The 12541-nt window shown below is 67.3% G+C and carries 11 protein-coding genes; 2 read left to right on the top strand and 9 right to left on the bottom strand.

Annotated elements, in window-relative coordinates; translation table 11 throughout:
• Window positions 1–6 precede the first annotated feature (6 nt).
• The 4 genes from AC3FOF_RS33215 to clsB all read right to left on the bottom strand — a co-directional run bounded on the left by AC3FOF_RS33215 (window position 7) and on the right by clsB (window position 6798).
• On the bottom strand, window positions 7–2433 hold the full coding sequence (locus AC3FOF_RS33215) for a 3-hydroxyacyl-CoA dehydrogenase/enoyl-CoA hydratase family protein (RefSeq protein ID WP_488729010.1): 2427 nt from the start codon (window positions 2431–2433) through the stop codon (window positions 7–9).
• 199 nt (window positions 2434–2632) lie between these two features.
• Window positions 2633–4420 (bottom strand): acyl-CoA dehydrogenase C-terminal domain-containing protein, encoded by a 1788-nt coding sequence (locus AC3FOF_RS33220; RefSeq protein ID WP_488729011.1) that lies wholly within the window; start codon window positions 4418–4420, stop codon window positions 2633–2635.
• 74 nt (window positions 4421–4494) lie between these two features.
• A complete protein-coding gene (locus AC3FOF_RS33225; RefSeq protein ID WP_017226764.1) occupies window positions 4495–5085 on the bottom strand; it encodes a TetR/AcrR family transcriptional regulator in 591 nt (196 codons plus the stop codon).
• A gap of 384 nt (window positions 5086–5469) precedes the next feature.
• The gene (gene clsB, locus AC3FOF_RS33230) at window positions 5470–6798 is read right to left on the bottom strand and encodes a cardiolipin synthase ClsB (RefSeq protein ID WP_488729012.1); all 1329 of its coding nucleotides are present in this window, start codon (window positions 6796–6798) and stop codon (window positions 5470–5472) included.
• 140 nt (window positions 6799–6938) lie between these two features.
• Between clsB and mobB the strand changes: the two genes are divergently transcribed.
• Window positions 6939–7472: a molybdopterin-guanine dinucleotide biosynthesis protein B gene (gene mobB, locus AC3FOF_RS33235; RefSeq protein WP_276268828.1), complete on the top strand. Its 534-nt coding sequence runs from the start codon at window positions 6939–6941 to the stop codon at window positions 7470–7472.
• Here the strand turns inward: mobB and AC3FOF_RS33240 are convergent.
• Window positions 7457–8056, bottom strand: coding sequence for a short chain dehydrogenase (locus AC3FOF_RS33240; RefSeq protein WP_488729013.1), 600 nt, complete (start codon window positions 8054–8056; stop codon window positions 7457–7459). The two genes, mobB and AC3FOF_RS33240, sit on opposite strands and share 16 nt — an antisense overlap.
• A 136-nt stretch (window positions 8057–8192) precedes the next feature.
• Between AC3FOF_RS33240 and AC3FOF_RS33245 the strand changes: the two genes are divergently transcribed.
• A complete protein-coding gene (locus AC3FOF_RS33245) occupies window positions 8193–9059 on the top strand; it encodes a LysR family transcriptional regulator (RefSeq protein WP_276268830.1) in 867 nt (288 codons plus the stop codon).
• A 47-nt stretch (window positions 9060–9106) separates the two neighbouring features.
• On the opposite strand, the gene AC3FOF_RS33250 is transcribed toward AC3FOF_RS33245, so the two are convergent.
• The 4 genes from AC3FOF_RS33250 to AC3FOF_RS33265 all read right to left on the bottom strand — a co-directional run bounded on the left by AC3FOF_RS33250 (window position 9107) and on the right by AC3FOF_RS33265 (window position 12430).
• The gene (locus tag AC3FOF_RS33250; protein WP_488729014.1) at window positions 9107–9889 is read right to left on the bottom strand and encodes an endonuclease/exonuclease/phosphatase family protein; all 783 of its coding nucleotides are present in this window, start codon (window positions 9887–9889) and stop codon (window positions 9107–9109) included.
• Window positions 9886–10359 carry a dihydroneopterin triphosphate diphosphatase gene (nudB, locus tag AC3FOF_RS33255; protein ID WP_017229613.1) on the bottom strand — a complete coding sequence of 158 codons (474 nt, stop codon included), beginning with the start codon at window positions 10357–10359 and terminating at the stop codon, window positions 9886–9888. Before nudB ends, AC3FOF_RS33250 begins: the two co-directional genes overlap by 4 nt.
• A 99-nt stretch (window positions 10360–10458) precedes the next feature.
• The gene (locus AC3FOF_RS33260; RefSeq protein ID WP_488729015.1) at window positions 10459–11346 is read right to left on the bottom strand and encodes a hypothetical protein; all 888 of its coding nucleotides are present in this window, start codon (window positions 11344–11346) and stop codon (window positions 10459–10461) included.
• A 187-nt stretch (window positions 11347–11533) separates the two neighbouring features.
• A complete protein-coding gene (locus AC3FOF_RS33265) occupies window positions 11534–12430 on the bottom strand; it encodes a LysR family transcriptional regulator (protein ID WP_488729016.1) in 897 nt (298 codons plus the stop codon).
• Window positions 12431–12541: the final 111 nt, after the last annotated feature.

Consider the following 12541-nt stretch of genomic DNA (forward strand, 5'->3'; position numbering starts at 1 on the left):
CTTGCCTTAGTTGCGCACAGGCTTGCCGGTCTGCAGCATGCCCATGATGCGTTCCTGGGTCTTGCCCGTGCCGAGCAGCTCGACAAAGGCCTTGCGTTCCAGCGCCAGCAGCCATTCCTCGCTGACCAGCGAGCCGGCCTCCACGTCGCCGCCGCAGACAGCCTCGGCAATGCGGCTGGCGATCAGGAAATCGTGCGCGGAGATAAAGCCGCCGTCGCGCATATTGGCCAGCGACGCCTTGATGGTGGCGATGCCCGAGCGCCCTGCCACCGGCACCAGCGTGCCCGGCACCGGCGCGCGGTAGCCGGCGTTGGCCAGCGCCCGCACTTCGTTCTGGGCCACATACAGCAGTTCGTGCACGTTGAACACGATGGTGTCCGACGGTTGCAGGTAACCCATCTTCTGCGCGTCCAGCGCCGAAGCCGAGACCTTGGCCATGGCAGCGGCCTGGAAGCGGTTGGTGATGAACTGCAGGTAGTTGGTGCTGCCCGCGGCCTGCGCCGCGCGCGCTGCCGCCAGCGCGGCCTCCTTCAGCCCGCCGCCGGCCGGCACCAGGCCCACGCCCACTTCCACCAGGCCGATATAGGTTTCCAGCGCGGCCACGCGCTTGGCCGAATGCAGCATCAGCTCACACCCACCGCCCAGCGCGATACCGGATGCAGCGGACACCACCGGCACCGCGGCATACTTCACGCGCATCATGCCGTCCTGGAACTTCTTGACGAAAGGCTCGATGCCCTTGGCGCCGCCCATCATGAAGGCCGGCATCGCGGCTTCCAGGTTGGCGCCCGCGGAAAACGGACCGCCCGGCGCGCCCAGCTGCAGCGAGGTGGGCTGCCACACCACCAGGCCCTTGTACTCGGCCTCGGCGAGGTCGATCGCGCGCGTCAGGCCGTCGATCACGTCGGGCCCGATGGTGTTCATCTTGCTCTTGAACGACACCACCAGCACGTCGTCCTGGCCTTCGCTCACCCAGATGCGCACCGCATCGTTCTCTTCCACGGTGCGGCCAGCCTTGCGCGGATCGGCAGCAGCCGTGCCCTTGAGCGCAGCGCGGAACACCTGGCGCTCGTACACCGGCAGCGCGTTGCGCTGCACGAAGGCCTGCGCGGCGGGAGACCACGAACCCTGCGCGCCATGCACGCCCTGGTTGTCGGCAACCGGGCCGGCGAACACCCACGCCGGCAGCGCTGCGTTGGACAAAGCCTTGCCCGCGTCGATGTCTTCCTTCACCCACTCGGCCACCTGTTTCCAGCCGGCCGCCTGCCAGTCCTCGAAGGGACCGGAATTCCAGCCGAAGCCCCAGCGGATCGCCAGGTCGATATCGGCCGCGGAGCCTGCGATCTGCTCGAGGTAGACACCGATGTAGTGGAACACGTCGCGGAACACCGCCCACAGGAATTGCGCCTGCGGATTGGTGGACTCGCGCAGCAGCTTGATGCGCTCGGCCGCATCCTTCTTCAGCATGCGTACCACGATCTCGTCGGCCTTCTTGCCCGAGTCGACGTACTGGCCGGTCTTCGGATCCAGCACCTTGATCGCCTTGCCTTCCTTCTTGTAGAAGCCGGCACCGGTCTTCTGGCCGAGTGCGCCCGCATCCACGAGGCCCTTGAGCACCGCGGGCGTCTTGTAGACCGGCGCGAAGGGATCGTCCTGCAGGTTGTCCTGCATGGTCTTGATCACGTGGGCCATGGTGTCCAGGCCCACCACGTCGGCGGTGCGGAAGGTGGCGGACTTGGCGCGGCCCAGCTTGGCGCCGGTCAGGTCGTCGACCACGTCGAAGGGAATGCCGTACTTCTCGGCCTCGGCAAACACCGCCAGGATCGAGAAGATGCCGACGCGGTTGGCGATGAAGTTGGGCGTGTCCTTGGCACGCACCACGCCCTTGCCGAGCGTGGAGGTCAGGAAGGTCTCGAGGCGGTCCAGGATCTCCGGCTGCGTGGTCGCGGTCGGGATCAGCTCCACCAGGTGCATGTAGCGCGGCGGGTTGAAGAAGTGCACGCCGCAAAAGCGCGACTTCAGGTCCGCGTCGAAGCCATCGGACAGCGCGGTGATCGACAGGCCCGAGGTGTTGGTGGCGAAGATGGCGTGCGCAGCCAGGTGCGGCGCGACCTTCTTGTACAGGTCGTGCTTCCAGTCCATGCGCTCGGCGATCGCCTCGATCACCACGTCGCACTCCTTGAGCAGCGCGAGGTCGTCCTCGTAGTTGGCGGCCTGGATCAGGCCGGCTTCGTCCTTGATGCCGAGCGGCGCCGGCGAGAGCTTCTTCAGGTTCTCGATGGCGCGCAGGGCGATGCCGTTCTTGGCGCCTTCCCTGGCGGGAAGATCGAACAGCACCACCGGTACGCGGGCGTTGACGAGATGGGCCGCGATCTGGGCCCCCATGACGCCGGCACCGAGCACGGCGACTTTCTTGACGATGAAATTGGACATGCGCGCCCCTAGGAAAGTGAGCGTTGAGATGAGGTGGGTTGGCTACGCGTGGCGCTGGTCTTGCTGCGGCTCCTGCTGCTGCCGATGGTGCGCTCCCCTCTCTCGCTGCGGGAGAGGGGAGCAAACCATCGGCATTGATACCGACGGCAAATCAGCTTGCACCCGCGCTAAGACAACCGCGTTAAATCAAGGCAACCGATCAGAACAAATCCGCGTCCAGCGCCATCAGCGTCGCCGAACCGGCACGCGCCATGCGGATCTGCGCCGCCGTCTCGGGCAGCAGCTTGGCAAAGTAGAAGCGCGCGGTAGCCAGCTTGGTGGTGTAGAACTTGTCGCCGCCGGCTTCCTTCTCCAGCGCGATCTTGGCCATGCGGGCCCAGAAGTAGGAGAACACCAGGTGGCCCACCACGCGCAGGTAAGGCACCGCGGCGGCGCCGACTTCGTCGGGGTTGCCCATGGCCTTCATGCCGATTTCCATGGTGAGCTTCTGCACCTTGTCGCCCAGGTCCGCCAGCGGGTTGACGAACTCCTGCATGGCTTCGTTGGTGCCCTCCTGCTCGACGAAGTCCTGCACGAGCTTGCCGAAGGCCTTCATCTTGGCGCCCATGTCGCCCAGGATCTTGCGGCCCAGCAGATCCAGCGCCTGGATGGTGTTGGTGCCTTCGTAGATCATGTTGATGCGCGCGTCGCGCACGTACTGCTCCATGCCCCACTCGGCGATGTAGCCGTGGCCGCCGAACACCTGCATGCCTTCGTTGGTGGCGGTGAAGGCGTTGTCGGTCAGAAAGGCCTTGATCACCGGCGTGAGCAGCGCGACCAGGTCGCCGGCTTCCTTGCGCACGGCTTCGTCGGGGTGCGACAGCTCGCGGTCGATCTGCAGCGCGGTCCAGTAGCTGAAGGCGCGGCCGCCTTCGGCGAAGGCCTTCTGCGTCAGCAGCATGCGGCGCACGTCCGGGTGCACGATGATCGGGTCGGCCGGCTTGTCCGGTGCCTTGGGACCGGTCAGCGCGCGCATCTGCAGGCGGTCCTTGGCGTAGGCCAGCGAGTTCTGATAGGCCACTTCGGTCAGGCCCAGGCCCTGCATGCCCACGCCCAGGCGGGCGGCGTTCATCATCACGAACATGGCGTTCAGGCCCTTGTTGGGCTCGCCCACCATCCAGCCGCGCGCGCCGTCCAGGTTCATCACGCAGGTGGCGTTGCCGTGGATGCCCATCTTGTGCTCGATCGAGCCGCACTTGATGCCGTTGCGCTCGCCCGGGTTGCCGCTGGCGTCGGGGATGAACTTCGGCACCACGAACAGCGAGATGCCCTTGGTGCCCTGCGGCGCGTCCGGCAGGCGCGCCAGGACCAGGTGGATGATGTTGGCGGAGAGATCGTGCTCGCCGGCCGAGATGAAGATCTTGGTGCCGCTGATGCTGTAGGAGCCATCTGCCTGCGGCTCGGCCTTGCTGCGCAGGATGCCCAGGTCGGTGCCGCAATGGGGCTCGGTCAGGCACATGGTGCCGGTCCATTCGCCGGAGACCAGTTTGGGCAGGTACAGCTTCTGCAGCTCGGGCGTGCCGTGCGCGTGCAGTGCTTCATACGCGCCGTGCGACAGGCCGGGGTACATGGTCCACGCCTGGTTGGCCGAGTTCAGCATCTCGTACAGCGCGTTGTTGACCAGGATGGGCAGGCCCTGGCCGCCGTATTCCGGGTCGCAGCCCAGCGCCGGCCAACCGGCCTCCACATACTGCTTGTACGCTTCCTTGAAGCCCTTGGGCGCCGTCACCACGCCGTCGCCGACGTAGGTGCAGCCTTCGCGGTCGCCGCTCTGGTTCAGCGGAAATACCACCTCGGAGCAGAACTTGCCGGCTTCCTCTAGCACCTGGTTGATGGTGTCCGCGTCGATGTCGGCGTGCTTCGGCAGCGCCTTGAGTTCGGCTTCGACGCAGAGCAATTCATGGAGCACGAACTGCATGTCGCGCAACGGTGCGGTGTACTGGCCCATCAAAGTCTCCTTGGAGGTTTTGCAAAGCCGCTACGCCGCCCGTGCACGATCCGGCACGGGACGCCGCGGCGGCGTCAGGTACGGTAAGACTGAATCAACTTGTTGAGCGCGACCATGGCAAGCTCGGCACTGGCGGGCAGGCGCAGGAAGCGGGCGTCATGATGCAAGCCTAGTTCAAGGCTGTACATTTCGAACAGCATCAGGCGCGGATCGCAGTCCGCGCGCAGGTGCCCCTGTTCCTTGGCCTGGTCGATGGCGCGCGTGAGCGCGGCGCGCCAGATGGTGACGCTCTTGACGAGTTCGTCACGCACCGGGCTTTCCGCGCGGTCGTCGTACTCCACCGCCCCGCTGATGTAGATGCATCCCGTGGTCACTTCCTGGATGCGCTTTTCCATCCAGCGGCGCACCATGGACTGCAGGCGCGGCAAGCCGCGCGGTTCGTGCAGCGAGGGATAGAACACCTCCTGCTCGAAGCGCCGGTGATACTCGCGCACCACTTCCACCTGCAGGTCCTCGCGCGAACCGAAATGCGCGAATACGCCGCTCTTGCTCATCTGCATACGTTCCGCCAACAGCCCGATGGTCAAGCCTTCGAGCCCGTCGCGGGACGACAGCTCCAGCGCGGCATCCAGAATCGCCACGCGCGTCATCTCCCCCTTGCGCATGGGCGCGGGGGACGCGGAAGCGGCGGATTCGAGACGAGCTGACTGGTGTCGCATGATTTATTTCTCCGTTCTTCGCGGCGCGATCCTGTTCGCGCCGCGTTTGACCCTGACGTAATGCTTTTTTCGCTGCCTGGCTGCCTGTTTCACCGCCTGGCAGACGCGAATGCACGCAGTCTAAGGCAAAAAAGAACGGTCGTTCAGATTATTGTGATCGGACCCGCCGGCAGCAAGCTTTTAATTAGACACGGGTTTCTAAACGCGGCGACCGGTCCTTGCGCACTGCAACATGGGCGAGTGCAGCGAAGTACGGAAGTTTGTCGCTTCGCTTGCCGCAAAGCAACATGGCCGTGCATTTCGCACCTGGGCCGCGCGGCTTGCCCGCTGTCAGTAGCGTCCCGTTACCCCCGCGACGATCACGCCGAGGCGCAGCACCATGTACGCCGCCCAGTTCGCCACACGGCGCAGCGTGGAGCGGCGGGCGTGACTGTCGGCCTTGACCTCCACGCTGCGCATGGCGATAGCCTGCTCCAGTTCCTCGCGCAGCCCGGCGCAAAACGCCGCATCGTACACCGCGACGTTGGCCTCGCGCGCCAGCAACAGGCTGAAGGGGTCCATATTGCTGGAGCCCACGGTGGCCCAGGCTTCGTCGACCACTGCCACCTTGGCGTGCAGGAAACTCTCGGCGTACTCGTAGATCTCCACGCCGGCGCCAAGCAGGGTGGCATAAAGCGCGTGGGTGGCATAGTGCTGCAGCCGGTACTCGACCATGCCCTGCAGCAGCAGGCGCACCCGCACGCCACGCGCGCGGCAGGCCAGCAGGGCGCGGCGGATCTTGTGCCCCGGCAGGAAATACGCGTTGGCGATGATGACCTCGCGCCGCGCGCCACCGAGCGCCTGCAGGTACTGGCGCTCGATGGCGCGCCGGTTGCGCAGGTTATCCCGCAGCAGCAGCGCGGCGCGCATGCCGCCGGCATGATCCTGCCTCGGCAACGGCAGGTCGGTAATCAGCGGGAATTCCGCCGCCACCCCCGCCAGGCCCACGCTGCGCATTTCGCCGCGCAGCGAAAGCTGCCACCACAGGCGCTCGGCGGTCAGCGCGATCTGGTTGACCAGGGGGCCGCGCACCTCCACCGCGAAGTCGTAGCGCGGGCCCAGCCCTGCGCCTTCGAACGGCCCATGGTTATGGTCGTCGATGATATTGATGCCGCCGACAAAGGCGATCTGCTGGTCGATCACCGCCAGTTTACGGTGCAGCCGGCGCAAGTTCCGGCGCGCCAGGCTGAACCCCCGCACGGGACGAAACACCTTGAGCCGCACGCCGCCCGCGCGCAGGCGCCCGGCCAGCGCCGGCGGCATGCCGCCGGCGCCAAAACCGTCCACCACCAGGCGCACGATCACGCCGCGGCCGGCCGCGCGGATCAGGGCATCCGTCACGGCCATGCCGACGTCGTCGCCGGCATAGATATACGTTTCCAGCGAAACGGAGAAGGCGGCCCGGTCGATGGCCGCAATCAAGGCCGGAAAGAACGCCTCCCCGCCGCGCAGCAGACGGACCTGGTTGCCGCCCACCGGCTTGCCGCGGCGCCATTCGGAGCGCAGTGGGCCAGCGTGCCGCGGCTGGCGCGGCGCGGCCGACGCTTCGGCGTCGTCGCGCGCGGCGGCGAGCCCGGAAGGCAGCGCCAGCGGCTGGCGTGGGAGTGGAATCGGGAACATGGGCCACATTATCAGGCACGCCGGTGCGCTGTGCGTGCTGCGGGTCACGCAGGCGGCGTGCCAGCCCGGCTCACGATTGCAGGCCTTTGCGGCGGATCTCTGCTATCGTCGGCGCTTTATCCCGTCACCGCCCCCATATCGTGAAGGTTTTCGGCATCTCCGGGTCGTCCGGCAGCGGCAAGACCACCCTGCTGGACCAGTTGATCCCCCGCTTCGTCGCCGCCGGCGTGCGCGTGGCCGGCATCAAGCACACCCACCACGGTTTCGATCCCGACACCCCAGGCAAGGATTCCTGGCGCATGCGCCAGGCCGGCTGCGCCAATGTCGTGCTGGTGGGCGCGCGCCACCTGACGCTGATGCGCCGCTATCCCGAGTCCGAACCCTCCCCCGAACTGGCCGACGCACTCGCCGTGCTGCCCGCCGACACGGACCTGGTGCTGGTGGAAGGCTACAAGCGCAGCGATTTCCCCAAGCTGGAAGTATTCCGGCCGTCGCTGGGCCTGCCGCCGCTATGGCCGGAGGTGCGGAGCATCGTAGCCGTGGCCAGCGACCAGCCCCAGGCGGTGGCCGCACTCACCGCCCTGCCGGTGCTGGACCTGGCCGACCTCGACGCCATCTACGCCCTTGTCCGCGATGGCGCGTGCCAGTTGCCCCCGCCTTACCAGACCCGATAGACATGGCCGCTCTGCGGCCCTTCTACGCTGCGCTGGAAAGCCAGCGCCACGCGCGCCGCGGGGACTGCCTCGAAGCCGGGGAAGAACTCGCCATAGGCGCCCCATGACTCCTGCACCACGGTCGGGCTGACCACGTTGATGCGCAGGCCGCGCTCCAGTTCCGGGGCCGCGCAGCGAACGAACCCTTCCAGCGCGGCGTTGACGCTGCCGGCATTGGCGCCCTTGCGGATCGGCTCGCTGCCGACAATGCCGCTGGTGAGGGTGATCGAGCCGCCGTCGTTGAGGTAGTGCTGACCGACCAGCGCCAGCCTCACCTGCCCGAGCAGCTTGTCCTGCAGCCCGATCGCGAAATCCTCGGCGCGCATCTGCGCCAGCGGGCCAAAGAACAGGCTCCCCGTGGTGGCAACGATCGCATCCACGCGGCCGGTCGCTTCGAACAAGGCCTGAACCGAGTCCGGCTGGGTCAGGTCGACCCGATGATCGCCGCGCGACTTGCCGACACGCACCACCTCGTGGCGAGCCGACAGGTTCTGCACCACCGCCTGGCCGAGCGTGCCACTGGCCCCGATCACAACAATTTTCATGATATTCCCCGTGAGTCCGGTTGTTTGCGAGCGCGGGATTCCTTCCCTTCGCTATCAGGATGGCATTTTGGAATGCAGTTGCTGGTGAATAAATGGGTTAGGATTTCGCAGATCACTAACTTTTAATTAGCAATCCATGGACAAGCTGCGCAGCATGGAAGTGTTCGCCGCCGCCGCCGAGGCCGGCAGCTTCAGTGCCTGCGCCGATGCGCTGGGCCTGTCGGCGGTGATGGTGGGCAAGCATGTCGGCCAGCTGGAGCGCCACCTCGGGGTGCGCCTGTTGCAGCGCAGTACGCGCCGCCAGAGCCTGACCGAGGCCGGCCGCCTCTTCCTGGACGAATGCCGGCAGATACTGGAGCGCGTCCGCAATGCGGAGACCGTTGCCGAACGCCTGCACAGCCAGCCACGCGGCCGCCTGCGCATCACCGCGCCGGTGACGCTCGGTGAGACCGCGGTGGCCGAGGCGGTATCGGTCTACCTGCTGCGTTACCCGGAAGTTACGGTGGAACTGGTGCTGGACGATGCCTTCACGGACCTGATCGCCGACGGCTTCGACGCCGCGGTGCGCATCGGCGCACTGGCCAGCTCCGACCACCTGGTGGCGCGCCCCTTGCGGCCCTATCGCATGGCCATCTGCGCCGCGCCCGCCTACCTCGCGCGAGCGGGCCATCCGCGCACGCTGGCGGACCTGGCCGGACACCGTTGCCTGAACCACCTGCTGTGGCCGCAAGGCATGGGCTGGCCGGCGTCCGGGGATGGCCCGGCGCCGCTCGCGGCCAACAACGGCCAGGCGCTGCGGCGCGCGGCACTGGCCGGCTGCGGCATCGTGATGCAGCCGGAGGTGCTGCTAGCGGCGGACCTTGCCGCAGGGCTGCTGGTGCCGGTGCTGGAAGACGCCACGCCGCCGCCGCGGCCCGTGCACCTGCTTTATGCGCGCGACCCGCGGCCGCTGCCCAAGCAGGCGCGCTTTGTGGACATCATGCTGGAGAGGATGGGGACCTGACGGAGGCGCGATGCGGACCCGGAGCGCCCCCGGATCCGCACGGCGTTTCAGGACGAGATGCCTGCCGGATGGGCAACCGGCCGTTCCGGCACGGCGATCCGTGCCAGTTCCGCCATCAGCGGCACGTGGTCCGAGCGCTGCGCCCAGTCGCGGCCGGTCAGCGCGCTGGCCCGTTCGATCTCGAAACCGCGCACGTAGATGCGGTCGAGCTGCCACCACGGCATGTGGCTGGGGAAAGTATGCAGACGCGCGCCGCCCGCGTGGGAAACCTCGGTCGCACCCAGCGTGGTGCAGATCAGCGCGTCGAGCCGGTGATTCCAGTCGTTGAAGTCGCCGGCGATCACCAGCGGCGCGTCGGCCGGCACCACGTCGCGCACGCGCTTGACCAGCGCCTCGGCCTGGCGCGCGCGGCTGCGCGCGAACAGGCCGAAATGCACGCAGATCAGGTGAGCCTCGACCCCGTTCATATCGGCCACCGCATGCAGCAAACCGCGCTGTTCGAAGCGATGGTCGGAGATGTCGAGGTTTTCCGACATCAGGATGGGATGGCGGGACAGGATGGCATTGCCGTGGTGGCCGTGGTCGTACACCGCGTTGCGCCCGTAGACCGAATGCGGATAGGCGTCGGTGGCCAGATAGTTGAGCTGGGTATAGTCCGGGTCGAACAGCGCGGCCGCCACCAGGCGGTCGTTGCGGTCCTGCACTTCCTGCAGGAACACGATATCGGCGTCGACCACCTGGAGACCATCGCGCACCGTGTGGATACGCGACTTGCGCTGGATGCCGGTGACGCCCTTGTGAATGTTGTAGGTGACGACGCGCAGTCTCATGAGCCCGCTCCACAGGCAGTGTGCAGCCCCTGCACGCGCCAGCCCAGTTGCAGCACCGCCTCGGCATTGCTGCTGGAGAAGCAGCGCGCGGCGGCCTCCCGCCACGGCAGCCACTGCCACTGCAGGTGCTCGCGCGGCGCCAGCGTCACGGGTACCGGCTGCGCCACCCGCAGGCCAAACCAGTGCTCGGTGTTGCGCGTCACGCCGGGCGCATAACGGTGGCGCCACTGCGGATAGATTTCGTAATCGATGGCGTGCTGCCAGTCGGCCAGTTGGTGGTCGGCGGCGACGATGCCGGTTTCCTCGGCGACTTCGCGCGCGGCCGTCAGGGCGACCGGCTCGTCGGGCGTGTCCAGGCTGCCTGTCACGGACTGCCAGAAACCGGGGCGGTCGGCGCGTTCCAGCAACAGCACTTGCAGGTCCGGCGTGTGTATCACCACCAGGACGGATTCGGGGATTTTGTAGGACATGGGAAGAGGGCGGACAACGTCCTCAAGCTTACCGCAGATGCGCCCTGCCGCCACGGGAAAGCGCGATGCCAGCGCGGTCCCGCCGGCCGTGCCTGACACTTATGCTGCGTGCACGCTGGAGCGCGCCGGCGCTTCGCGCAGCCACGTCTCGAACACGCCGGGCGAATCGCCATGTCCCCACGCGGCGCGGAGTTGCTGCATCAGCGGCGTGAGCGCCCGGGTGTATTCGCGCGCCGCCGCATGCGCGTGCTCGGCAAGGCGATCGGCGCATTGCCGGGCCTGGGCCTGCAGCTGCGCGCGCTCCTGCGCGATTTCCTTCTCGCGCAGGCCGAGTGCGTTGTATTTCTGGATCAGGAAGCGCTGGTAGTCGCCGCCCTCCACGCCCTGGGCCGCCTGCGCATTGACCTGCTCGAAGCGCATGACGATGCTGCCGGTTTCCTGTTCGATATGCGCGGCTTCCGCCACCAGGGCCTGCAAACCGTCCCGCAGGCGCAGCGCCTCGCGGCGTTCGTCGCGCAGGCGCGCGGCGTGCTCTTCGAAGCTGCGCTGGGCCGAGAGGTAAGCCTGCACCACCGGCTGGGGCGCCACCACCAGCAAGGGATCCGCGCTGCCGGCGCGGCTGCCCGGCAGCAGCGCATCGTCGGCCACGCGCAGGTTGCCGAGGTCTTCCAGCCAGCGCCCGCGCGCCATCACGGTTCCCACCGTATCCAGCGCAACCCGGCGCAGCGCTTCGGCACGCTGCATCTCCACTGGCTCGGGCATTGGTGCGGACGCGCCGCCGCCCTGCGCGGCATGGGCGATATCCGGCACGCAGGCCGCCACGGTGGTCGCCACCGATTCCGACATGGCCACCGCGGAACGCCGCACGGCGCGCCTCAGCTCGAAACGCGCCAGCAACATCATGACCAGCCCGGCCGCCAGCCAGGTGAGGATGGTTTCGGCATGGGCCAGCAAAAACTGGCGGATCAGTTCTACATCCAGGGACACGGCAGATTCCTCCCGCGCGGCCGGCGTGCCTTCGAAATGGGCTTGCGGCTTGGCGCTGCTATAAAGGGAGAAGACCTTGGCCGGCACCGCTTCGTTCCTCGGCGTAACAATTGGAAACGAGGCGGCGGGTGGCGGCTGTGGCACGCGGCGCGCGAGAGCAAAAGCGCCGGGCCTGGGCGGCTTGTCTTCAGGCGTGCGCCGCCTTCATGTCGGCGATGAACGCGTCCACCAGATCGTTGCGGTGCGGCCTGCGGCGCACCACCATGTCGAACGGAACGTCATAGCGCATCGACGCGGGCGCAAGCGGAGCCAGCTGACCCTGCTGCACGTAGGGCGCCGCGAAATGCTCCGGCAGGTAGCCCAGATGGCGGCCGGACAGCACCAGCATTGCCACCGCCTCCATGTTGTCAGCCACCGCCGTCACCTGCCGGTCGGCCGGCGAACCCGCGGCGGCCGGCAGCGGATAGCTGCGCCAGGCCCAGGCATGGGCGAGCGCGACGGCGGGGTCTGCGCGCCCGGCCCCGGCAAAGAGCGGATGGCCTCGCCCGGCATAGGCCAGCTGCGTTTCGTGAAAGATGGTCGTGTACTCGAGCGCGGGCACGCGGTGCCAGAAGTAGCCGATGCCCATGTGGATCTTGCCGTCCAGCAGCAGCCCTTCCAATTCCCCCGGCGAACGTACCGACACCGCGAAATGCACGGACTCGTCGCGCTGGCGGAAGCGCTCGATCGCCTGGCTGATGCGCGCGTTGGCGCTCACCGGCGTATGCCCGATCAAGCCCAGGCTGAGCGTGCCCACCAGGGTGCGGCCCAGCTTGCGCGCTTGCGCGCCGAAGACATCGAGCGCCGCCAGCAGCTTGCGCCCGGACTCGACGAACTGCTGCCCGCGCGCGGTCAGCCGGAAACCGCTGCGGCCACGCTCGCACAGGCGGTAGCCCAGGCGCGTTTCCAGCGTCGCGAGCTGCGTGCTGATGGTGGACTGGCTGACGTTGAGCGTTGCCTGCGCGGGCGTGATGCCGTTGGCGTCCACCACCGCCAGGAAGACGCGGATCAGGCGCAGGTCGAGATCGGAGGGCTGTCCCAGCATGGTCGATACATTGAGCCGAATCAATGTTTGGTTAAGAAAGTTCGCATTCTACGCACTGGAACTATCGGAAAGAATGCCATGGTCTCCAACAACGCATGCTGCAATGCCAGC

The organism is Cupriavidus sp. 96C5-1 (assembly GCF_057798855.1).

What these genes read in the sequence shown, in the direction of transcription:
- AC3FOF_RS33215 (WP_488729010.1), bottom strand. Translation starts at nt 2,433, where the DNA reads ATGTCCAATTTCATCGTCAAGAAAGTCGCCGTGCTCGGTGCCGGCGTC.
- clsB (WP_488729012.1), bottom strand. Translation starts at nt 6,798, where the DNA reads ATGTTCCCGATTCCACTCCCACGCCAGCCGCTGGCGCTGCCTTCCGGG.
- AC3FOF_RS33240 (WP_488729013.1), bottom strand. Translation starts at nt 8,056, where the DNA reads ATGAAAATTGTTGTGATCGGGGCCAGTGGCACGCTCGGCCAGGCGGTG.
- AC3FOF_RS33225 (WP_017226764.1), bottom strand. Translation starts at nt 5,085, where the DNA reads ATGCGCAAGGGGGAGATGACGCGCGTGGCGATTCTGGATGCCGCGCTG.
- AC3FOF_RS33250 (WP_488729014.1), bottom strand. Translation starts at nt 9,889, where the DNA reads ATGAGACTGCGCGTCGTCACCTACAACATTCACAAGGGCGTCACCGGC.
- AC3FOF_RS33220 (WP_488729011.1), bottom strand. Translation starts at nt 4,420, where the DNA reads ATGGGCCAGTACACCGCACCGTTGCGCGACATGCAGTTCGTGCTCCAT.
- AC3FOF_RS33265 (WP_488729016.1), bottom strand. Translation starts at nt 12,430, where the DNA reads ATGCTGGGACAGCCCTCCGATCTCGACCTGCGCCTGATCCGCGTCTTC.
- AC3FOF_RS33245 (WP_276268830.1), top strand. Translation starts at nt 8,193, where the DNA reads ATGGACAAGCTGCGCAGCATGGAAGTGTTCGCCGCCGCCGCCGAGGCC.
- nudB (WP_017229613.1), bottom strand. Translation starts at nt 10,359, where the DNA reads ATGTCCTACAAAATCCCCGAATCCGTCCTGGTGGTGATACACACGCCG.